General features: G+C 67.0%; 17 protein-coding genes. 9 read left to right on the top strand and 8 right to left on the bottom strand.

What is annotated here, in order from left to right; translation table 11 throughout:
* Window positions 1–1,305, top strand: a 1,305-nt coding sequence (locus tag AC1DQR_RS09675; protein WP_477132927.1) for a pseudouridine synthase, incomplete at its 5' end; no start/stop codon positions are given.
* 235 nt (window positions 1,306–1,540) lie between these two features.
* On the opposite strand, the gene AC1DQR_RS09670 is transcribed toward AC1DQR_RS09675, so the two are convergent.
* Entirely contained in the window at window positions 1,541–2,692 is a 1,152-nt protein-coding gene (locus AC1DQR_RS09670) for a hypothetical protein (protein ID WP_477132926.1), read from the bottom strand.
* A gap of 172 nt (window positions 2,693–2,864) precedes the next feature.
* Here AC1DQR_RS09670 and AC1DQR_RS09665 point away from each other — a divergent pair, with 172 nt between their 5' ends.
* On the top strand, window positions 2,865–3,809 hold the full coding sequence (locus AC1DQR_RS09665; RefSeq protein ID WP_174425193.1) for a LysR family transcriptional regulator: 945 nt from the start codon (window positions 2,865–2,867) through the stop codon (window positions 3,807–3,809).
* A 28-nt stretch (window positions 3,810–3,837) separates the two neighbouring features.
* Here AC1DQR_RS09665 and def read toward each other — a convergent pair whose 3' ends face one another.
* From def to smc, 4 genes are read right to left on the bottom strand one after another with little or no spacing between them, the layout of a single operon-like run.
* The gene (gene def / locus AC1DQR_RS09660) at window positions 3,838–4,371 is read right to left on the bottom strand and encodes a peptide deformylase (RefSeq protein ID WP_416048786.1); all 534 of its coding nucleotides are present in this window, start codon (window positions 4,369–4,371) and stop codon (window positions 3,838–3,840) included.
* The gene (ligA, locus tag AC1DQR_RS09655; protein WP_416048787.1) at window positions 4,368–6,494 is read right to left on the bottom strand and encodes an NAD-dependent DNA ligase LigA; all 2,127 of its coding nucleotides are present in this window, start codon (window positions 6,492–6,494) and stop codon (window positions 4,368–4,370) included. The genes def and ligA overlap by 4 nt, the downstream gene beginning before the upstream one ends.
* Before the next feature lie 52 nt (window positions 6,495–6,546).
* Window positions 6,547–7,923, bottom strand: coding sequence for a cell division protein ZipA C-terminal FtsZ-binding domain-containing protein (locus AC1DQR_RS09650; RefSeq protein ID WP_416048788.1), 1,377 nt, complete (start codon window positions 7,921–7,923; stop codon window positions 6,547–6,549).
* Complete coding sequence (gene smc / locus AC1DQR_RS09645) at window positions 7,920–11,435, bottom strand: chromosome segregation protein SMC (RefSeq protein ID WP_416048789.1); 3,516 nt, start codon at window positions 11,433–11,435, stop codon at window positions 7,920–7,922. Before smc ends, AC1DQR_RS09650 begins: the two co-directional genes overlap by 4 nt.
* A gap of 449 nt (window positions 11,436–11,884) precedes the next feature.
* On the opposite strand from smc, the gene AC1DQR_RS09640 reads away from it, so the two are divergent.
* Window positions 11,885–12,760: a ferritin-like domain-containing protein gene (locus AC1DQR_RS09640; RefSeq protein WP_416048790.1), complete on the top strand. Its 876-nt coding sequence runs from the start codon at window positions 11,885–11,887 to the stop codon at window positions 12,758–12,760.
* 18 nt (window positions 12,761–12,778) lie between these two features.
* Here the strand turns inward: AC1DQR_RS09640 and AC1DQR_RS09635 are convergent, their stop codons facing one another.
* A complete protein-coding gene (locus AC1DQR_RS09635; RefSeq protein WP_416048791.1) occupies window positions 12,779–13,759 on the bottom strand; it encodes a DMT family transporter in 981 nt (326 codons plus the stop codon).
* 203 nt (window positions 13,760–13,962) lie between these two features.
* Between AC1DQR_RS09635 and dapC the strand changes: the two genes are divergently transcribed.
* The 6 genes from dapC to prmB all read left to right on the top strand — a co-directional run bounded on the left by dapC (window position 13,963) and on the right by prmB (window position 19,202).
* A complete protein-coding gene (gene dapC, locus AC1DQR_RS09630) occupies window positions 13,963–15,180 on the top strand; it encodes a succinyldiaminopimelate transaminase (protein ID WP_416050500.1) in 1,218 nt (405 codons plus the stop codon).
* A gap of 83 nt (window positions 15,181–15,263) precedes the next feature.
* Window positions 15,264–16,091 (top strand): 2,3,4,5-tetrahydropyridine-2,6-dicarboxylate N-succinyltransferase, encoded by an 828-nt coding sequence (dapD, locus tag AC1DQR_RS09625; RefSeq protein ID WP_477132925.1) that lies wholly within the window; start codon window positions 15,264–15,266, stop codon window positions 16,089–16,091.
* 184 nt (window positions 16,092–16,275) lie between these two features.
* Window positions 16,276–16,635 carry a hypothetical protein gene (locus AC1DQR_RS09620; protein WP_416048792.1) on the top strand — a complete coding sequence of 120 codons (360 nt, stop codon included), beginning with the start codon at window positions 16,276–16,278 and terminating at the stop codon, window positions 16,633–16,635.
* A gap of 50 nt (window positions 16,636–16,685) precedes the next feature.
* Complete coding sequence (locus AC1DQR_RS09615; RefSeq protein ID WP_150983508.1) at window positions 16,686–17,033, top strand: ArsC family reductase; 348 nt, start codon at window positions 16,686–16,688, stop codon at window positions 17,031–17,033.
* 98 nt (window positions 17,034–17,131) lie between these two features.
* Window positions 17,132–18,283 carry a succinyl-diaminopimelate desuccinylase gene (dapE, locus tag AC1DQR_RS09610; RefSeq protein WP_477132924.1) on the top strand — a complete coding sequence of 384 codons (1,152 nt, stop codon included), beginning with the start codon at window positions 17,132–17,134 and terminating at the stop codon, window positions 18,281–18,283.
* Window positions 18,284–18,308: 25 nt separating this feature from the next.
* Window positions 18,309–19,202 carry a 50S ribosomal protein L3 N(5)-glutamine methyltransferase gene (prmB, locus tag AC1DQR_RS09605; RefSeq protein WP_477132923.1) on the top strand — a complete coding sequence of 298 codons (894 nt, stop codon included), beginning with the start codon at window positions 18,309–18,311 and terminating at the stop codon, window positions 19,200–19,202.
* Between the two features lie 91 nt (window positions 19,203–19,293).
* On the opposite strand, the gene AC1DQR_RS09600 is transcribed toward prmB, so the two are convergent.
* Window positions 19,294–20,373 carry a M14 family metallopeptidase gene (locus AC1DQR_RS09600; RefSeq protein WP_416048794.1) on the bottom strand — a complete coding sequence of 360 codons (1,080 nt, stop codon included), beginning with the start codon at window positions 20,371–20,373 and terminating at the stop codon, window positions 19,294–19,296.
* A 95-nt stretch (window positions 20,374–20,468) separates the two neighbouring features.
* Window positions 20,469–21,320, bottom strand: a complete 852-nt coding sequence (locus AC1DQR_RS09595; RefSeq protein ID WP_416048795.1) for a hypothetical protein — start codon at window positions 21,318–21,320, stop codon at window positions 20,469–20,471.
* Between the last annotated feature and the right edge of the window lie 139 nt (window positions 21,321–21,459).

Genomic DNA, 21,459 nt, shown 5'->3' with positions numbered 1-21,459 from the left:
GGCCAGGACCGTCCGCGTCGTTTCACCCCGGGTGAAGGCCAGGATCGGCCCCGCCGCTTTGGCGGTGAAGGCAACGACCGCCCGCGCAATTTCGGCTCCGGCGAAGGCCAGGACCGTCCGCGCCGTTTCACCCCGGGTGAAGGCCAGGATCGGCCCCGCCGCTTTGGCGGTGAAGGCAACGACCGCCCGCGCAATTTCGGCTCCGGCGAAGGCCAGGACCGTCCGCGCCGTTTCACCCCAGCCGAGGGCCAGGACCGTCCCCGCCGCTTTGCCGGTGAAGGCAATGATCGTCCACGCAATTTCGCCCCAGGCGAAGGCAACGATCGTCCGCGCCGCTTCAGCCCCGGCGAAGGCCAGGACCGTCCGCGCCGCTTTGCAGGCCAGGGCGACGACCGCCCTCGCCGTCCCGCTCACGGTGGCGACAATGACCGTCCGCGCCGCGCCGGCGATGCCGGCCAGCGTGACTACCAGGGCGCCCGTGCGGAACGTACGGAACGTGCTGCACCCATACAGAACGCGCCCCAGCCCAGCTCGGATGGCCTGGTGCGCTTGTCCAAGCGGATGTCGGAACTCGGCCTGTGCTCGCGCCGCGAAGCCGATGAATGGATTCCGCGCGGCTGGGTACTGGTCGACGGCCAGCCCGTCACCGAACTGGGCTCGCGCATCAGCCCGGACGCCAATATCGAGATCCACCAGGCTGCACGCTCCGAGCAAGGCGAACGCGTGACCGTGCTGCTGCACAAGCCGGTCGGTTACGTGTCGGGCCAGGCCGAAGATGGCTACGAGCCCGCCGCCGTGCTGTTCGCGCCGGAAAACCAGTGGGAGCTGGACCCCACCCGCAAGCGCTTTGCCCCGTGGCAGCGCAAGAGCCTGGCACCTGCCGGCCGGCTCGACATCGACTCCACCGGCCTGCTGGTGCTGACCCAGGACGGCCGCGTGGCGCGCCACCTGATCGGCGAGGATTCGACCGTCGAGAAGGAATACCTGGTGCGGGTGAGCTGGGATTCGCCGGAAGGCCTGGTCGAGCGCGACATCTCGCACGTGTTCCCGGTGGAACTGATCGAGAAGCTGCGCCACGGCCTGTCGCTGGATGGCGAAGCGCTCAAGCCGGCCAAGGTGAGCTGGCAGAACGAGGAGCAATTGCGCTTCGTCCTGCGCGAAGGCAAGAAACGCCAGATCCGCCGCATGTGCGAACAGGTTGGCCTGCGGGTCGTGGGCCTGAAGCGCGTGCGCATGGGCCGCATCGTGCTGGGCGACCTGCCGGTGGGCCAGTGGCGCTTCCTCGGCGCCTTCGAGAAGTTCTGAGCGCCAGGCGAAAAAGCAAGCTGGCGGCCGCCATGGCCACCAGCGCGCATCTGCCGAGCCGCATACCCACCGGCTCGATCGCGTGATGCCACGCGCCGCGCCATGGCCAGGCACGTGGCACTCGACACCCTAGCACCGCTTGCCCGGTCTGGCCGCCAGGACAAACCCGGCGGCCTCGCATAGCCAATGCCTCAAGCCATGCCTCAGGCGGGCGCCCTGCCCTGCGCCAATCGCTTCACAGCTGCGGCGCACGGCAAGCCGCGCCTTCCGCATTGGCCGTCTCCGCCAGCCCGAACACTGCCTTGGCGCCGCATTGCGAGCCAAGCATCCGGTGCTGGTTGTGCCCGACGCCAACCACCTCGAACGCCTGATGACGCACCGGCGGGCGCTGGCTGCCCATCGGCGCGGCAAGGTACTGCGCGTAGCGCAGGTAGCCGCGCGCGCGCTCCAGCCGGGTCGGCCCTTCAGCCTCGGCGCCGCAGGCCTTGTCGAGCACGCGGTGGTTGGGGTCGTTATCTTCCGAGCCCACGAGGTAGGTCACCTGGCGCTGAAGATAGCGGCGGAACAGCGCATCGCCGGTCGCGCCGCGCGCATAGGGCACCATGTCGCGCATGCCGTAGCGGTATTTGTCGTAGTCCGCGCAAATAGCCGTGTCATAGGGCGCAAAGCCCTTGCCGCGTGGGCGCTCCGGCGTGAAATACAGATACGACGAGGGATTCGCCACTACGTAGCGCAGATCGATGCCGCCCGCGCGGATACGTTCGTCGACATTGTTCAGCACCGCATAGCGATGCACCAGTTGCGCGCCACCCGAGTGGCCGGCCACCGTCACGCGGGTCACCGCGGGAAAACGGGCCTTGTTGGTCACCATGCCGACGAGGTCGTCCAGCACCTGCAGCGAGCTGACCGAGAACGGCGGGTTGACCGCACCCTCCCCGCTCATCCAGCCCTGCACGCTCCATATCGGCATGCCGTCGAAATGCTTGCCCTTGGCCGCATCCGGCGTGCCGGGGAAGTTCGGTGCGATGAGCAGCACCTCGTCGGGATTGCGCCCGGTCTGCTTGAGCAGCGCCGCGCCGGCCGCGAAGTAGTCGTCGCCGTTACGCTGCAGCCCGTGCTGGACGAAGATCACCTCGCGGATGCCGCGCAGGTCCGCGTCCAGCGGATGGTTGGCGTAGACCGGGAAATCGTAGGCGCCAGCGCCCATGCCGAGCCTGACCCGCTGCCATTGGGGCGCAGCAGCTTGCGGCGCCGTGCCGGGCGCCGGCGCGGCCTGCTTCGCGCTCGCGGCACTGTCCGCGCCTGGGGCGGCGCAGCCAAACTGGGCCGCCGCGGCTAGCGCAATCAGTGCGATCGATGCGAAACGCGCAAGGCGAAATGTCTTCATATCCTGTCTCCCGGTGCTCGATGCGGCGTGCCGCCTGGCGCGCGCGCCCGTGTTTTCGTTCGTAAAGCCGTATCATCCTAGGCCGCCGCGACCTGGATGTAAAATATATGCCACAGTGGAAATGCATATCTAAAAGATATGCTTTCTACGGCGCCCGGCCCGCAAGGACACCATGGAACTGAGACACCTTCGCTACTTTCTCGCGGTAGCCGAAACCGGCCACATCACGCGCGCCGCCGAGCAGCTCGGCATCCAGCAACCTCCGCTATCGCAACAGTTGAAGGCGCTCGAGACGGAGCTGGGCGTGATCCTGTTCGAGCGCCAGCCGCGCGGTGTGGCGCTCACCGCCGCCGGGCACGCGCTGCGTACCGACGCGCTAGACATCTTCGCGCGCCTGGACCAGACGCGCCAGCGCATGCAGCGCATGGCGCGCGGCGAGGAAGGCATGCTATCGGTGGGATTCACCAGCTCGGCAGCCGCGCATAAGCTGACGCCCGAGGTCCTGCGCGCCTGCCGCCGCCGCTTTCCCGGCATCGCGCTCAAGCTCAGCGAGAACAACGCCGCCGAGGTCATCGAGCAACTCACTGCGGGCACGCTCGATGTCGCACTGCTGCGTGCGCCGGTGGGACGCCCCGAAGGCCTGCGTTTCGAGTTGCTGCTGGAAGAGGAAATGGTGATTGCGCTGCCACTGGACCATCCGCTGCTGCGCAAGCGCGGCGCGCCGGCCCACGCGGCAGCCCAGGAAGCCATCTCGCTGCGCGCGCTGGCAGACGATGCGTTCATCCTGGTGCGGCGCCCGGGCGCGCCGGGCATGTATGGCGATCTGCTGAAGGTGTGCGAGCGGCTGGGCTTCACACCGCGTGTGGGCGCGGAAGTCGAGCGCATGCTGAGCAACCTTAACCTGGTAGCCGCCGGCGCCGGCGTGACCGTGGTACCGGCCTCGATGGCCGGGCTCAACCCGCACGGCGTGGCTTACCGCCGCATGGAGGAAGCCGACCAGTTGCGCGCGCCGTTGACACTGGCTTACCGGGAGCGAGACGACAATCCTGCCTGCGCGGCACTGGTCGCCCTGACCCACCGCATCGCGGCACGCCATCGCCGCCAGGGCAATCGCTGATCAGTCGTTGCCAGCCAGTCGTCGCCAGTCAGTCGTCGCTATTGGGAGGCAGCTCGGGGAACAGCACATCGGTAAAGCCGAAGCGCGTGAAGTCCCTCACCCGCATGGGATAGAGGATGCCCTGCAGGTGGTCGCATTCATGCTGCACCACGCGCGCGTGGAAATCCTCGGCAACGCGCTCGATGCGCCCGCCCATCACGTCAAAGCCGGTGTACTTCAGGCGCGTGAAACGCGGCACCACCCCGCGCAGCCCAGGCACCGACAGGCAGCCTTCCCAGGCTTCATCCTGCTCCTCGCCAAGCGGCGTCAGCTCAGGATTGATCAGTACGGTCTTGGGCACGGTGGGGGCGTCGGGATAGCGCGGATTGCGGTCGAAGCCGAAGATCACCACCTGCAGGTCCACGCCGATCTGCGGCGCGGCCAGGCCAGCACCGTTGGCGTGATCCATGGTGTCGAACATATCGTCGATCAGGATGCGCAATTCGGGCGTGTTGAAGCGCGTGACAGGGCGCGCTACCTGCAGCAGGCGCGGGTCGCCCATCTTGAGAATGTCACGGATCATGCTTGATCTCCGGTATTAAGCTCGGCCAGCAAGGCCAGCAAGGCGGCCTCGTCCAGCACGGGCACGCCGAGCGCCTCGGCCTTTTCCAGTTTGCTGCCGGCTTCCGCGCCAGCCACCACATAGTCGGTCTTCTTCGACACCGAGCCGGCCACCTTGGCGCCGGCCGCTTCCAGCTTTTCCTTGGCGTCTTCGCGCGACAGCGTGGGCAGCGTGCCAGTCAGCACGAACGTCTTGCCGGCCAGCGGCGCGGGCGCGGCGCGCTCCGCCGGCTCGCTTTCCGGCCAGTGCACGCCAGCGGCACGCAGTTGCTCGATGACTTCCACATTGTGCGGCTCGGCCAGGAAGTTGGCGATGGATTGCGCCACCACCGGCCCCACGTCGTTGACCTCGAGCAGGGCGGCCTCGTCGGCGGCCAGCAGCCCATCGAGCTTGCCGAAATGCTTGGCCAGGTCCTTGGCCGTTGCTTCGCCCACATGGCGGATGCCTAGCGAGAAGATAAAGCGGTTGAGCGTGGTCTCGCGCGACGCCTCGATGGCTGCCACCAGGTTGGTGGCCGACTTGTCGGCCATCCGGTCCAGCGCGGCCAGCTTGGCGACGCCGAGCTTGTAGAGATCGGCCGGCGTGTGCACGATCGCCATGTCGACCAGTTGCTCGACCACCTTGTCGCCCAGGCCTTCGATATCCATGGCGCGGCGCTGCGCGAAATGCAGCAGCGCCTGCTTGCGCTGAGCCGCGCAGATCAGCCCGCCAGTGCAGCGCGCGATCACCTCGCCTTCCAGCTTCTCGATGTGCGATCCGCACACCGGGCATGCGGTGGGCATGACGAAGGCACGTGCGTCGGCGGGCCGGCGCTCCGGCACCACCGCCACCACTTCGGGAATCACGTCGCCCGCGCGCCGCACGATCACGGTATCGCCGATATGCACGTCCTTGCGGCGGATTTCGTCCTCGTTGTGCAGCGTGGCATTGGTCACCGTCACGCCGCCCACGAACACCGGCGCCAGCCGCGCAACCGGCGTGATGGCGCCGGTGCGGCCGACCTGCACTTCGATGTCCTCGACCACCGTGGTCATTTCCTGGGCCGGGAACTTGTGCGCCAGCGCGAAGCGCGGYGCCCGCGACACGAAGCCAAGGCGCTCCTGCTCGGCCAGCGCGTTGACCTTGTACACCACGCCGTCGATGTCGTAGGGCAACGCCGCGCGCCGCTCGCCCACTCCGCGATAGAAGCTCAGCAAGCCGTCCGCACCCCGCACGACTTCGCGCTCCGTGCAGACCGGCATGCCAAGCCCGGCGAACCAGTCGAGCATGGCGCTGTGCGTCTCGGGACGCGGCGCGCCTTGCAGCTCGCCCAGCCCGTAGGCGAAGAACGACAACGGACGCTTGGCGGTGATGCGCGGATCCAGCTGGCGCAGGCTGCCGGCGGCGGCATTGCGCGGATTGACGAAGGTCTTTTCCCCGGCCTCGGCCTGCCGCACATTGAGCTTGTCGAATTCACGGCGATACATGAAGACTTCCCCGCGCACTTCCAGCACCGCCGGCAAGGCCTCCGCCGCGCCGCGCAAGCGCAGCGGAATCGCCTTGATGGTGCGCACGTTGACGGTCACGTCCTCGCCGGTCTCGCCGTCGCCGCGGGTGGCGGCCTGGACCAGCCGGCCGGCCTCGTAGCGCAAGGACATGGCCAGGCCATCGAACTTCAGCTCGCAGGCATACTCCACCGCCTCGGCGGCGCTAAACAGGTCGGCCGTGCCCTCGGCGGGGGCGGCACGCCCCAGCCCCTGCGCGCAACGACGGTCGAAGGCCAGCACATCCTCATCCTCGAAGCCGTTATTGAGCGACAGCATCGGGATGGCGTGGCGTACCGTATCGAAGGCCGACAGCGGCTGGCCGCCCACGCGCTGCGTGGGCGACTCAGGTGTCTGCAATTCGGGATGCCTGGCCTCGATGTCCTGCAATTCGCGGAACAGCGCGTCGTACTCGGCATCGGGCACCGACGGCGCATCGAGGACGTAGTACTGGTAATTGTGGCGCTCCAGCTCGGCGCGCAGCCAGTCGGCACGCGCGGCGGGAGAATCGCTGACAGGCGCGGGGGCTTGCGCCGCCGCACCTTCTGGTTTGGTGCTCATGCTGAAGGACTGAATCCGTTGTCGTCGTTATCGTCGATGCCGAACTGGCGTATCAGAGACTGAACAAACGTAGCGTCACCGGCGAGCCCGCGGGCATGCCGCGGGCTTCCAGCTTGTCGTAGAGTGTTTGAAGCTGGCCGAAGATGGCGACGAAGGACGATTCGCTCAACGGCCGCATATTGTCGTCGACCAGTTGCGCGCCCATGCGCTGCGCCAGGCTGTAGCCATACTCGCACACGGTCTTGAACGGCTTGGTCGCCTGCGCCGCGGACGGCACATCGAGCAGCAGCGTGATCTGGCGGCCGGCCTTGGCCGTGAGGTCATCGCGCAGGAAGTTGGTATCACCGAACTGCAGCGTGAACAGCGCCCGCTGCACGCCCTCGGCGTTGGCCTGATAGCGCGTGAAGCGAGTGCCGTCGCGCGACAGGACCAGCCCGTCCTGGGTCGCCACCGTCTGCACATAGGCGGCCGACCACGGCGCGCCGTCGGAAATCACGTTGACGCCAAGCTGCACATCGCAACTGGCGGCAAACGCATCCAGCTCGCGGCCGTTGGCGACCGTCTCGGCCATGTCGGGAAGTTCGGCCGAGGCGTCGAGCGCTTCGGCCAACGCTTCCACCGCATTGATGAACTCCGAAAACTCGAGCGCATTGAGCGCCCCGCCGCGGTTGGCAAGCTGCACCGCTACCTGCAGGTCTTCGTACTGATGGCCGGCGGTGACCGGCTCCCACGCATTGGCTTCGCTGCGCAGGCCTTCGATGTGCACCTGCTTGGTTCCCGCACGGCGCAGGCGGCCGGTGAGCGGCAGGATGCGATCGCCCGAGCTTTTGCGCTCCAGGTGCAGCGGCACGATGCAGTCGATCAGCGGATCGATGACGGCCGGCGTGGGCTGGCCATCGAGCGCGACGGGCTCTGGCTGCGCTGCTTGGGCAGGCGCGGCCTCTTGCCTGGCTTTTATCGGTTCGGCGCGTTCCGCGTGTTCTGCGTGTTCTGCATCTTCTTCATGGTCCGCAGCGTCATTCGATTCGGCGAGCCCGGCAGACCCGGCCTCCTCGGCATGCACGGGCTTGCCGGCAGCCGCATGGGCCGAGGACGGCGCCGCGGCGATGGCAACTTCATCCGCCAGGGCTTCGTCGGCATCCGCCGAGCTCGCGGCCATGCCAGCCGCCACGGCGGCGGCGTCCAGCGGCGAAGCCGACAACGTGGGCTCGCGCCGCTCGACCTGATGCTCGGGCAATGGCTCGTGCAGCTTGGCGCTGACTTCCGGCTTGACCACCGGGCTTACCACCGGCTCGCGCATCGGCGGCAGGTCATCTTCGGGCTGTAGCGCGCGCGGGCGGCGCGCCTTGCGGATCTGCCACTGGTTGTAGGCGACTACCAGCAGCAGCAGGACAATGCCTGCAACGATCAGGGCGGTCTGGAGCGTCATGCTGCCTCCGCCATCGAGAGCGCTGCGTCCATATCCACGGCGACGATACGCGATACACCTTGCTCTTGCATCGTCACGCCAATCAACTGGTGTGCCATTTCCATTGCGATTTTATTGTGGGAAATGAAGACGAACTGGGTCTTGTCCGACATGCGCGCCACCATATTGGCGTAGCGCTCCGTATTGGCATCGTCCAGCGGCGCGTCCACCTCGTCGAGCAAGCAGAACGGCGCCGGGTTGAGCTGGAACATGGCGAACACCAACGCGATGGCCGTCAGGGCCTTCTCACCGCCCGACAGCAGGTGGATCGTGGAGTTCTTCTTGCCCGGCGGCTGCGCCATCACCTGCACGCCGGCGTCGAGGATTTCGTCGCCGGTCATGATCAGCTTGGCTTGCCCGCCACCGAACAGTGACGGGAACAGCTCGCCGAAGTGATGGTTGACCTGGTCGAAGGTCCCTTGCAGCATCGCGCGGGTTTCCTGGTCGATCTTGTGGATCGCGTCTTCCAGTGTGGTGATGGCGTCGATCAGGTCAGCCGACTGCGCATCGAGGAAGGTCTTGCGCTCGCGCGCCGCCGCCAGTTCATCCAGCGCGGCCATGTTCACCGGCCCGAGCGCGTTGATGGCGTTGTTCAGGCGGGTGACCTCGCCCTGCAGGTAGGAGGGCTTGAGATCGGGCGTGAGCTTCTCGGCCAGCGTGGCCTCGTCCACCTCGGCGGTCGTCAGTTGCTCGCTGAACTGCTCCTGGTTCAGGCGCGCGGCCTGTTCCTTCAACTGGTACTCGGTGATGCGGTCGCGCAGCGGCTGCAGGCTGCGCTCGGCGGCCAGGCGCTGGTCGTCGTACTGGCGCAACTGCGCCGACAGCGCGTCCAGCTCGGTGCGGGCGAGCTGGAGTTTTTCTTCCTTCTCGGCACGGCGCTCCAACGCATCCTGCAGGCCGGTGTGAGCGGTCTGCTCATTGATGGTTTCCAGCTCGACGCGGGCATCTTCCAGCGACTGGGCAAGACGCTCGGACTGGTCGCCCGCGGTCTGGATATTGCGGCGCAGCTCGTCGATGCGGTTAGCCAGGTTGCGCTCGGCGAACAGCGCTTCCTGCGCCGCGCGCTCGAAATCTCGCAGCTGGTGCCGCGCCGATGACAGCTTGCTGTCCAGCGCCTCGAAGGCCATCTGGTGGTCTTCGTGCGTGGACTGCATCTCCGCCAGCGCGGCGTCGTGCTGCTCGAAGCTGGCTTCGGACTCGGCGCGGATAGCGCGCTGCTCTTCGATCTGCGCGGCGATTTCGGCCAGTTCCTCACGGATCTGGCCACTGCGCGCGGCGTAGCGCTCCATGGCCTGCGACAGCTTGAGCACATCCATCTGCAGCGCGTGCACGCGGCGTGTGGCCTGCTCGCTGCGCCCGCGGGCCTCGGTGAGCGCGGCGCTGGCCTGGGTGTAGGCAGCTTCGGCGCGGACCGCCTGGCTCTTGGCTTCGTCGGACAGCAGCAGCTGGGCGCGCGCCTGCTTCTGCAGGTTTTCGATTTCCTGCTCGCGGGCCAGCATGCCGGCCTGCTCGGAATCGGCCGCATAGAGGTGGACCGAGCTACGGCCCACCAGGTGGCCCTCGGCCACGACGAACGACGCGCCTTCCGGCAGCGTGGCGCGCTGGCCCAGCGCCGACGCCATGTCGGTTGCGGTGTAGATATCGGCCAGCCAGTCCTGCATCACGGCCCGGATGCCGGGCTCGGTGATCTGCACCAGCGCCATCAGCGGACGCATGCCGGCGGGGGTTTCCTGCGGGCGCGCGGCCGGCGGCGGCGAGTAGAAGGCCAGCTTGGCGGGCGGCGCGTCGGACAGGAAGGACTTGATCCAGTCCAGGTTGGAGACTTCGAGCGCGCCGAGCTTTTCGCGCAGCACGGATTCCAGCGCGCTTTCCCAGCCCGGCTCGATATGGAGCTTCTTCCACAGGCGCGGCAACTCGGCCAGGCCGTGCTTGGCCAGCCAGGGCTGCACCTTGCCTTCGGTCTGCACGTTTTCCTGCAACTGCTTTAGCGCGGCCAGGCGCGCTTCCAGCGCCCCGATCGCGGCGGCCTCGCGCTGCACGCGTTCCTGTGCGCTGCGGCGCTCGCCATCCAGGCGCGGCACGCTGTCGGCGGAGTCAGCCAGGATGGCCTGCGCCTCTTCCAGCACGGCTTCCTGCTCGGCCAGTTCGGCGCGTTGCTCTTCCAGGCGGGTTTCATCGGGGCGGTCCAGCCCCTTTTCTTCTCCGGACAAGCGCTCGCGGCGTTGCTCCAGCTGCTGCAGCATCTGGTCGGCGCTGCGCTGCTGCGCGGCCTCCAGCTTGAGCGCCTGCTCAGCCTGCATGATGCTGGCGCGCTGCTCGTTGGAGAGCACCTGGGCATCGCGCCACTGGGCTTCCAGCGTGGGCAGCTCATCGGTCTTGTGCGCGACGGCCTCCTGGGCTTCGATGGTGCGGCCTTCGGCCACCGCCAGCTCTTCCTCAGCCTGCGCCAGGCCATCGGTAGCCTGCTCGGCCTTGCCCTGCCACTGCTCGCGCTGCGCCGTCAGTGCGGCGATCTGTGCCTGCACCCGGTTGCGCGACTCCACCACATAGCGGATCTCAGCCTCGAGCTTGCTGACTTCGGCATTGGCCTCGTACAAGCCGCCCTGCGCGGTGTGCATATTGTCCGAGGCAGCGTAATGCGCGGCGCGCATGGTCTCGAGCTCGGCCTCGACGTGGCGCAGTTGCGCGGTTTGCGCTTCCAGGTCGATCTGCGCCTGCTCGATGGCACGCGTGTGCCGCTCCTGCTCGGCCTGGGCCTCGCGCTTGCGCAGCAGCCACAGCAGGTGCTGCTTTTCCTCGCCATCGGACTGCAAGGTCTTGAAGCGCTGGGCCACTTCGGCCTGCCCTTCGAGCTTGTCCAGGTTGGTACCGAGCTCGCGCAGGATGTCTTCCACGCGGGTCAGGTTCTCGCGCGTGTCGGACAGGCGGTTCTCGGTTTCGCGGCGGCGTTCCTTGTATTTGGACACCCCTGCGGCTTCTTCCAGGAAAATCCGCATGTCATCGGGCTTGGCCTCGATGATGCGCGAGATCATGCCCTGCCCGATGATGGCGTAGGCGCGCGGCCCCAGGCCGGTGCCCAGGAAGATGTCCTGGATATCGCGGCGGCGCACGGCCTGGTTGTTGATGTAGTAGGAGGACGTGCCGTCGCGGGTCAGCACCCGCTTGACGGCGATCTCGGCGTATTGGCTCCATTGCCCGCCGGCGCGCCCCTCAGGGTTGTCGAACACCAGTTCGACGCTGGCGCGGCCAGCCTGTTTGCGCGCGGTGGAGCCATTGAAGATCACGTCCTGCATGGACTCGCCGCGCAGCTCGGAGGCGCGCGACTCGCCCAGCACCCAGCGCACCGCATCGATGATGTTCGATTTGCCGCAGCCGTTGGGACCGACGATGCCGACCAGTTGGCCGGGCACTTGAAAATTGGTGGGATCGACGAAGGACTTGAAGCCCGCCAGCTTGATCGAGGACAGTCGCACGGTTGGTCGTGGGGTATCTAGCGTAATGCAACGTTCAGGAGAGCCGGGCCCCAACGAGAAGCGGGGCCGACGCGTGCCGGTTGCGCCCCATGCCTTCTCTCTTGTGCCCGATAGATGGCGCTAATCATACCATCGCACCTTCGGCGTCCGGGCGCTTTCCGGGCTAAGCGCGAGCCATTTCCCCTGTGGGTTTGCGCCGCTTCCGATACACCCCGTGCGGTTCACGCCCCACACTTGCGGCGATGCTGCCATGCGGCGAAAGACCACCACCCTGCGCTTGACGTCCTCGCCTTTCTTGGCACCAGCGGGAAACTTCCAAGGGTTAGTGCTAGTCTCTTATTGTCAGCGTGATCCTTGAGGCCCATTGCCCCTGCCGCCCGTCACCGGCGCAATGGCTGCCACCGGCCAACGCGGAGCCCGGCTTCGCGACCCTTCTGGGAGTGTCCAGCATGACCGCCTTCTCACCGGCGATATCAGACAGCAGCTTGCCCGGCCACGATGCCGTGAATGTGCCTAAAACGCCACCATGGTCCTTGGGCGACATCGATTTCCAGGCCATCGACACCGCCCTTGTCCGGCCCGATCGGGAGTTGTTCTACCTGCTGGTGTCGGCCTCCTTTGTCGAAAGCGGCTCGGACACGTACGCTGGCAACCTGGCCAACTACTACGCCGCCAATCCCGAGGCTTCCGGCTGGCTGTCCGAACACTGGGAGGCGGAGGAGCTGCAGCACGGCCTGGCCCTGCGGCGCTATGTGGAACATGTCTGGCCCGAATTCGACTGGGAGCGCGGCTATGCGCGGTTCTTCGAGGAATACCGCCATACCTGCTCGATCGACAAATTCGAGCCCACGAAAGCCCTTGAGATGGCCGCGCGCTGCGTGGTCGAGACTGGCACCGCTGCCCTTTACCGCTCCCTGGAGCAAGCCAGCGACGAGCCGGTGCTGCGCAACCTGACGCGGCGCATCGCCGATGACGAGGTGCGCCACTACAAGCACTTCTACCGCTACTTCAACACCTTCAATGGCGTGGAACGGCTCGGCCGCCTGCGTGTATTGGGCGCCTTGGTGCGCCGCTTGCTGGAAATCAAGAACGAAGACGCGGAGATCGCGCTGCGCAACGTGCTACGCATCGAGCGCGGCACCGAGGATATCCCGCAACGGGACGTGCGCAAGCTCAACTCCCGGGTGAGCGCCGTGATCCGGCGCAACCTGCCGATCGAGATGACGGTCAAGATGCTGCTCCGCCCGCTGCACCTGCATGCCGGCGTGGAGCGCGCCATCCGCAAGCCGCTGGTGGCGGTGGTGTCGCGGGCGATGCTCTATTGAGTTGAGGCGCGGCGCCAGCTATTGCGGCTGCAGCGCCTGGTCCGCCGCACCGGCGGCATTGCCGGCGCGACGCGCCTTGGTGCGGTGCACCAGCCCCGACAAGGCGCCAGCCGCGACGATGCACAGGCCGCCGGCGGCCTCCTTCCAGCTCAGCGTCTCGGTCGCCAGCCACCACGACGACACCGCCGCGATCACGATCTCGAACAGCATCAGCAGCGATACCCGGTTGGCCGGCAGGCGCTGCAGCCCGTACTGGACCACCGAATTGCTCAGCACCAGCGTGGCAGCAAGACCCAGCATCAGCGCCACGCCGCCCCAGCCAATCACCGGCGCCAGCGCCACGCCGCCCGGCTCCAGCAACAGCGCGCACGGCAGGCCGACCGCGGTGCAGCCCACGTAGACCATCACGGTGCGCAGACGCGCATCCATCTCCGGGTAAAGCTGCCCGGCCCGGCGCGACAGCACATTGTTGACGGCAAACCCCATGCCGCCGATCAGGCCGGACCATTCCGCCGCGTGCGTGGGCAGCGGCAGGCCCACTTCCGGCGTCCACAGCATCAGCCCCGCGCCAAACAGCGCCAGCACCACCAGCAGCAAGCCGGATGCTGACAGTTTCTCGCCCAGGAAGACGCGGGCAAACAAGGCCGTCCATACTGGCGTCAGGTAGAACAGCAGCAACACCCGCATCACATGGCCGTTGACGCTGCCCCATACAAAGCCGGCGTTGGTCACGCCCGCCGCCAGCCCGATCGCCACGAACAGCCACGACCAGCGCAGGCCGCCCAAGTGGCGCGCGAAGGCCACCAGGGCGATCAGCGCGGCCACGGCGCTCACCAGCGCGGCTGCCGTCATGCCGCCCAGGCCCCAGCCAGCGAGCACCCGGTAGGGGAACCAGGCGATGCCCCAGACCGAGGCGCCCAGCAGAATGGACAAGGTGGATTTGACGGCATGCGGGTCGGCCGGGGCCGAAGCAGTGGAAGTTGCGGGCAGATTGCTCATGGGAAAACGGTTAAGGCTGCCACTTGGGCAGCCAGTCAGTATTCGGTATCGGAAAATCACTGCGGGACGGCCGAGGCTAGTCGCGGACGGCCGGGGACCAGCCGCCATGCCGCGCCGTCAGGGCCTTGCCGGCACGCGGGAATGCCCGGCAATCCTTTATAATGACCGGCTTTGAGCTTGGCCCTACCGGCCTGAACCTGATCGTGAATCCCCGCCTCGACCTGCTCCAGCCCTATCCGTTCGAGAAACTGCGCGTGCTGCTGGCTGACGTCAAGCCAAACGGCGCGCTGCCCGCGATCAGCTTCGGCATCGGCGAACCCAAGCACCCCACGCCCGAGTTCATCAAGACAGCGCTGTCGAACGCGCTGCAAGGGCTGGCGAATTATCCCACAACGGCCGGATCGGATGCACTACGACAGTGCATGGCTGCGTGGATCCAGCGCCGCTACAACCTGCCGGCGGTCAATGCCTCCACCCAGGTGCTGCCGGTCACCGGCTCGCGCGAGGCCTTGTTCGCCTTCGCCCAGACCGTGGTCGACGCCAGCCAGCCCGGCGCGCTGGTGCTGTGCCCCAACCCGTTCTATCAGATCTATGAAGGCGCGGCGCTGCTGGCCGGCGCCACGCCGGTGTTCGCCAACAGCGATCCGGCGCGCAACTTCGCGCCCGCTTTCGACCGCATTAGCGCCGAGACCTGGGCCAAGGTGCAACTGGTCTTTGTGTGCTCCCCGGGCAACCCGACCGGCGCCGTGCTGTCGCTGGAAGACTGGCGCGAGCTGTTCGCGCTGTCCGACCGCCATGGTTTCGTGATCGCCTCGGACGAGTGCTACTCCGAGATCTATTTCAAGGAAGGCGAGCCGCCGCTGGGCGCACTGGAAGCCGCGCACAAGCTGGGCCGCGCCGAAGGCGCGCATCCCTTCGAGCGCCTGGTGATGTTCTCCAGCCTGTCCAAGCGCTCCAACGTGCCGGGCCTGCGCTCGGGCTTCGTGGCCGGCGATGCTGCCCTGCTGAAGAAATTCCTGCTATACCGTACCTATCACGGCGGCGCCATGAACCCGGCGGTGCAGACCGCCAGCGTGGCGGCCTGGAACGACGAGGCCCATGTGCGCGACAATCGCGCCGCCTACGTGCGCAAGTTTGCCGAGGTCACGCCGATGCTGGCCGAGGTGCTGGACGTGGCCTTGCCCGATGCCGGCTTCTACCTGTGGGCGGATGTCTCGCGCACCGGCCTGTCCGACACCGAGTTTGCCGCGCGGCTGCTGGCCGAGCAGAACGTCACCGTGCTGCCGGGCAGCTACCTGGCGCGCGAGGCCGATGGCATCAACCCGGGCGCCAACCGCGTGCGCATGGCGCTGGTGGCCACGCCCGAGGAATGCCTGGAAGGCGCGCGCCGCATCGTCGCCTTCTGCAAGTCGCTGGGCTGAAACCAGCGGATGCGGACAAAGCGCACCGCACTGCACACACTGTATTTTGTTGTAGACAACGATCAACCACTGAAAACACGCATATGACGCAAGCACTGCAAGCCCTGATCGACCAGGCATGGGAAGACCGCGCAAGCCTCTCGCCCAAGTCCGCCCCCAACGACATCCGCGAAGCCGTGGCCAATGTGATCGGCCAGCTCGACACCGGCGCCCTGCGCGTGGCCGAGAAGCAAGGCAAGGAATGGATTGTCAACCAGTGGATCAAGAAGGCCGTGCTGCTGTCGTTCCGCCTGGAAGACAACGCGCCGATGTCCGCTGGCGGCTTCGCCCAGTTCTACGACAAGGTGCCGACCAAGTTCGCCAACTGGACCGCTGACGACTTCGCCAAGGGCGGCTTCCGCGTGGTGCCCCCGGCGGTCGCCCGCCGTGGCTCGTTCATCGCCAAGAACGCCGTGCTGATGCCTTCGTACGTCAACATCGGCGCCTACGTCGATGAAGGCACCATGGTCGACACCTGGGCCACCGTCGGYTCSTGCGCSCAGATCGGCMAGMACKKCCACCTGTCCGGYGGYGYCGGCATCGGYGGCGTGCTCGAGCCGCTGCAGGCCAACCCGGTCATCATCGAAGACAATTGCTTCATCGGCGCGCGCTCGGAAGTGGTCGAAGGCGTGATCGTGGAAGAAAACTCGGTGATCTCGATGGGCGTGTACCTCGGCCAGTCGACCAAGATCTATGATCGCGAAACCGGCGAGATCCACTACGGCCGCGTGCCGGCTGGCTCGGTGGTGGTGGCGGGCAACCTGCCCTCCAAGGATGGCAAGTACAGCCTGTATTGCGCCGTGATCGTCAAGAAGGTGGACGCGCAAACCCGCGCCAAGACCAGCCTGAACGACCTGCTGCGCGGCGACTGATCTCGCCCGCTGCATCGAGGGGAGCGCCCCCTGGCCCGGAACCGTGCGCGTGCACGGCCGGCCTGAACCGGAATGCCGGATCAGAACGCTAACGCTCCCCTCACCCCTTTCCCCGCTCTCCAACGGTTCCCGCTCAATGGATACCGCCGCCGGCCGCCGCTGGCCCGCCCTTCGCAAGCGACTCATGGCCCTGGACCCGACCACTGTCACCACCGTTCTCTCGCTGCTGCCCACGATCCTCGAACAGGCCAACAAGACCATCGAGAAGATCAAGAAGGGCAAGCGCCGCGATGGCAGCGCCGACACGCCTGGCCCGGACACGCGCGACCCTGCCGCGCGCATTGCGGATCTGGAAAACGCCGCCATGCAGCAGGCCGAGGCCGTCAAGCTGCTGGCCGAGCAACACGCCATCACCATCGAGGCCCTGCGCCGCGAAGCCGCACGGCTGGATCGCCGCCTGCGCCTGATGACCGGCGTGGCCATGGCCGGCTTTGCGCTTGGGCTCGCCGGCCTGGTGGTCGCCCTCAACCTTTTGCTGCGCTAGCCAGACCGGCCGGCCCCGCGTTTCTCCGCTCATCGTCTCCGCTCATCGCCATGACTGTCCTGCTCTACGGCATTCCCAACTGCGATACCGTCAAGAAAGCCCGCACCTGGCTGGAATCCAACGGTGTGGATTACACCTTCCACGACTTCAAGAAGCAAGGCGTGGACGAAGCCATGCTGCGCGGCTGGCTCGCGCATGTGCCGCTCGCCACCCTGCTCAACCGCAAAGGCACAACCTGGCGCGCGCTGTCCGACGCGGACAAGGCGCTTGCAGAACAGGAAGCCGGCGCGATTGCGCTGATGCAGCAAAGCCCGTCGCTGATCAAGCGGCCGGTGCTGGCCCACAAGGGCAGCGTCAGCGTAGGGTTTTCGCCGGACAATTACGCCAGCCTTTTTTAAGCCCGATGGCAGCGCCAGGACATGCGCGCTGCCAGGACGCAAGACTCGAACCATGCACCCCGCCGGACTCCGGCGCCACGTGCCTCCTCGCTGCCACCATGAACCCCACCCTCGCCCTCACCGAAGACCTGATCCGCCGCCGCTCCGTCACGCCCGCCGATGAAGGCTGCCAGGCCGTGCTGGAAACCCGCCTGAAGGCGCTGGGCTTCGCCTGCGAAGCCATCGTCAGCGGCCCGGACGACTTCCGCGTGACCAATCTGTGGGCCGTCAAGCGCGGCACGCGCGGCCAGGACGGCAAGCTGCTGGCCTTTGCCGGCCACACCGACGTGGTGCCCACCGGCCCGCTGGAGCAATGGGGCTCCGACCCCTTCCTGCCCAGCCACCGCGACGGCAAGCTGTACGGCCGTGGCGCCGCCGACATGAAGACCTCCATCGCTGGCTTCGTGGTAGCGGTCGAAGAATTCGTGCAGGCCCACCCGGACCACGCCGGCTCCATCTCCTTCCTGATCACCAGCGACGAGGAAGGCCCCGCGCACGACGGCACCGTCAAGGTGGTTGAAGCGCTGAAGGCGCGCGGCGAGCGACTCGATTACTGCGTGATCGGCGAGCCCACCTCGGTCGACACGCTCGGCGATATGGTCAAGAACGGCCGGCGCGGCTCGCTCTCGGGCAAGCTCACCGTCAAGGGCGTGCAAGGCCATATCGCCTACCCGCATCTGGCCAGGAACCCGATCCACCTGGCCGCGCCCGCATTGACCGACCTGGTGAACGAGCGCTGGGACGAAGGCAACGAGTACTTCCCCGCCACCAGCTGGCAGATGTCGAATATCCACGGCGGCACCGGCGCCACCAACGTGATCCCCGGCCATGTCACCGTCGATTTCAATTTCCGCTTCTCCACCGCCAGCACGCCCGACGGCCTGAAGGCGCGCGTGCATGCCATCCTGGACCGCCACCAGCTAGACTACGACCTGGACTGGACCCTGGGCGGCGAGCCCTTCCTGACCGCGCGCGGCGATCTCTCCGAAGCGCTGGCTGGCGCCATCGCGGCGGAAACGGGCATCAAGACCGAGCTGTCCACCACCGGCGGCACCTCGGATGGCCGCTTTATCGCCAAGATCTGCCCGCAGGTGATCGAGTTCGGGCCACCCAATGCAAGCATCCACAAGATCGACGAGCACGTGGAAGTGCGATTTATCGAACCCCTCAAGAACATTTACCGTGGCGTGCTGGAACGCCTGATCGCCTGATCGCCGCGGACCAGAAAAAGACGTTATGGCAACCTCCTCCCCCCTGCTCACCGTGCGCGACCTGCTGCGCTTCGCGGTATCGCGCTTTACCCAGGCCAAGCTGTCCTTTGGCCACGGCAGCGCCAATGCCTATGACGAGGCCGCGTACCTGACGCTGCATACGCTGCACCTGCCGCTGGACACGCTCGACCCGTTCCTCGACGCGCGCCTGCTGCCCGAAGAAGTCGACGCCGTGCTGCAGGTCATCGAGCGCCGCGTGACCGAGCGCGTGCCCGCGGCCTATATCACCAACGAGGCCTTCATGCACGGCCTGCGCTTCTACGTGGACTCGCGCGTGATCGTGCCGCGCAGCTTCGTTGGCGAACTGCTGCATGAAGGGCTGGAACCATGGGTAGGCGACAGCGCCGAAATCGGCCCGGTGCTGGAGCTGTGCACCGGCTCCGGCTGCCTGCCCATCATCGCCGCGCACGTCTGGCCGAAGGCCCGCATCGATGCGGTCGACATCTCGCCGGATGCGCTGGCTGTGGCTCGCCGCAATGTGGCGGACTACAAGATGGAAGACCGCATCAGCCTGTACGAGGGCGACCTGTACGCACCGCTGCCCGCGGGCGCCAAATACGATGTGATCCTCACCAACCCGCCCTACGTCAACGAAACCTCCATGCAAGCGCTGCCGGCCGAATACCAGGCCGAGCCGCGCATCGCACTGGCTGGCGGCGACGACGGCATGGACGTGGTCCGCCGCATCATCGCCGGCGCCAAAGCGCACCTGAACCCGGGCGGCGCGCTGGTGGTGGAGATCGGCAACGAGCACGCCAATATGGAGGCCGCGTTCCCCGAACTGGAGATCGTCTGGCTGCCGGTCAGCGCTGGCGAGGAACAGGTGTTCCTGCTGACTTACGAAGCGCTGCCAGGTTGAAGGCTTGCACAAGACACGGCCGCAGATTCCTGCGGCCGTCTTTCTTCGCAATGGATACCAGCCGCGACGGCCGGATAGTTCGCTCAGTCCCTCACCATCCCGCCAGCCCCTTCACCACCGCCTCCCTGACCTGCTCCACCACGCTCGCCCGCCAGTCGTCCGCATCCCCATAAAAGGCATGCCACATCGCCTGCCGAATCAAATTCCGCTGGCCTTCATCCGCCTCCGGATGCAGGTGCAGCCAATGATCGCCACGTAATGCCTCCAGCACCTCGGTGACAGGCAAGGTGCCGAACTCCAGCGCGATGCCGCTATACGCCAGCGTCGGCAACGTCTGCGGCGCGGCCACCCAGGCCATGCCGTTGAGATTGGCCGATGCCGACGAGCCATCGTAGATCGAGGTGACATGGCTGCCCCAGATAGCGCGCACCTTGCCGATTGCCTCTTCGCGGTCAGGCCCCATGTAAATCGGCTCGCCGTAGCCCCAAGGCCCCAGGCCGGTATGCAGGTCGATCCAGCGCAGGGCTTCACGCCCGGCGCCGAAGCGCGCCAGGATGCGGCGCAGCGTGTAATTGCTCCACGTCGCCTTGTTGCCGCCGAAGAACAGCCCTTCGGGCGCCTGATACTGGCCGGCGCTCACCGCCGCCTGGTACCAGGGCAGGCCTTTCTCGGCCACCGCCTTCATCAGCGCGGTCTGATCGGTCTCGGAGGGCGGCCAGTGCTCGGGCAGCAGCATGGGCGCCACCTCGGCGTACGGCGCGTTGTCGGGCAGCGGCTGGGTGAAATCCATGAAATTGCGATTGAGATCAACGTTGTCTTCATTGACCCGGCGCATATGCGAGAAGCCGTAGGGATTGACCGCATGCACCAGCAGCAGCGCCACGCCCGCGCCGGCGCACGCCTGCAGCAGATCCGCGTCGGCCAGCATGGCGACCTGCGCCCCGGAGCCGCAGAAGCCTTCCACCCCGTGCATGCCTGAAGTCACCATGAGCACGCGCCCGGCCTCGGCGCCGCCCACCCAGGCGACATCCATGGCAAGTTCCTCGTCGGCGCAGCCGCGCTTGGTGGGATGGGGAAAATCGGTCAGTGTGCCGCCGGCAGCCTGGGCCGCGTCACGGAATTTCTGCCGGGCTTCGGCATAACTGCGGGAAAAGCTGGTGTGCAAGGACATGACAGCAGATTTCGCGCTTGGCGAGGAGTGGGGGTGCCGCTATTAAACGCCAACTTGGCCGGCATTGCCATCCGAAGCCGCCCGAAGCCGGGCCGCTAGCCTTTGCCGCCCTTGGCACCCTTCTCGCCCTTGGCACCCGAATCGCCCTTCCCGCCCTTCTCGCCCTTGGCGGCATCCGCCGGCACCGCCTCACGCAGCAACAGGGAGCGGAACGCATGCGGATGCATCTGGATGCCTGCCGCGGCGATCTGGGCGGCGGACAGCACCAGGTGGCGCGCCAGCCAGTCATGGATGCTGCGCAGGAACCGGCGCTGCTCGACGCGGTTGGATTCCTGGATCACGCGCTCCAGCTTGACGTGCGCAGTGTAGACATCGAGCAGGTTGGTGGTCTTGAGCTTGGGCGGCGTGGTTGCGCTGCGCTCGATGGCGAGAATGCGCTTGACCTGGGCATCCGGCAGCTCGCCGGTCTCGAGGTAGGACTGATACACCGCTTCGAGCGCAGGAAAACGCACGGTGGGTTGCACGCGCGGCACGCCGGCCACCTTTTCCATGCGCAGCACGAGGTAGCGGATGGCGGCCGTACGCCGCAGCGCGGCGTCGCTGGCCTTGCCTTTGCGGCCGCCCGCCGCGCCGCGGGAACGCGCAGCGGCCGGGCCGGTGGCCTCGAACTCCTCGTTGTCCGGCGCGGTCGCTTCGGGCACGGGCTGGCCGGCATCCCGCTCGGTGTAGTCTGGCACCAGGTACAACAGGTCTGGCTCGGCAAGCACGGCCCGCGCGCAGGCCTCGCCAAAGGGGTACTCGTGACCTTGCCCGTCGCGCAGGATAAAGGCCTGGCCGTTACCGAAGCCGTGGTGCCGCCCACGGCCGACCTGCTGCCGGCAGCGCGTGCCGGGCTCGACAAAATCCTTGCGTACGGGAGTCCAGCTCCCGTCGTTGACTGCGATCATGAATCTGCTTGTGCCTGCCGTGATGAGTGCTGCGAAGTAGCTGATTGCCCGCGGGGCGCAACCGGCGCCTGCCACCCGCCATTGTCCACCATGCGGCCAGCAACGGCATAAGCACGCAGCAGGCACAAGCGGGCACTAG

Source organism: Cupriavidus sp. 05L411 (assembly GCF_056398045.1).
Note: the sequence above shows the minus strand (reverse complement) of the source record. Positions and strands in the feature narration are given on the sequence as shown.

Excerpts from the sequence above, each read along its gene's own strand:
- AC1DQR_RS09600 (WP_416048794.1), bottom strand. The coding sequence starts at position 20,373 with ATGTCCTTGCACACCAGCTTTTCCCGCAGTTATGCCGAAGCCCGGCAG.
- AC1DQR_RS09615 (WP_150983508.1), top strand. The coding sequence starts at position 16,686 with ATGACTGTCCTGCTCTACGGCATTCCCAACTGCGATACCGTCAAGAAA.
- def (WP_416048786.1), bottom strand. The coding sequence starts at position 4,371 with ATGATCCGTGACATTCTCAAGATGGGCGACCCGCGCCTGCTGCAGGTA.
- AC1DQR_RS09670 (WP_477132926.1), bottom strand. The coding sequence starts at position 2,692 with ATGAAGACATTTCGCCTTGCGCGTTTCGCATCGATCGCACTGATTGCG.
- AC1DQR_RS09635 (WP_416048791.1), bottom strand. The coding sequence starts at position 13,759 with ATGAGCAATCTGCCCGCAACTTCCACTGCTTCGGCCCCGGCCGACCCG.
- AC1DQR_RS09640 (WP_416048790.1), top strand. The coding sequence starts at position 11,885 with ATGACCGCCTTCTCACCGGCGATATCAGACAGCAGCTTGCCCGGCCAC.
- AC1DQR_RS09620 (WP_416048792.1), top strand. The coding sequence starts at position 16,276 with ATGGCCCTGGACCCGACCACTGTCACCACCGTTCTCTCGCTGCTGCCC.
- prmB (WP_477132923.1), top strand. The coding sequence starts at position 18,309 with ATGGCAACCTCCTCCCCCCTGCTCACCGTGCGCGACCTGCTGCGCTTC.
- AC1DQR_RS09650 (WP_416048788.1), bottom strand. The coding sequence starts at position 7,923 with ATGACGCTCCAGACCGCCCTGATCGTTGCAGGCATTGTCCTGCTGCTG.
- AC1DQR_RS09595 (WP_416048795.1), bottom strand. The coding sequence starts at position 21,320 with ATGATCGCAGTCAACGACGGGAGCTGGACTCCCGTACGCAAGGATTTT.
- dapE (WP_477132924.1), top strand. The coding sequence starts at position 17,132 with ATGAACCCCACCCTCGCCCTCACCGAAGACCTGATCCGCCGCCGCTCC.
- AC1DQR_RS09665 (WP_174425193.1), top strand. The coding sequence starts at position 2,865 with ATGGAACTGAGACACCTTCGCTACTTTCTCGCGGTAGCCGAAACCGGC.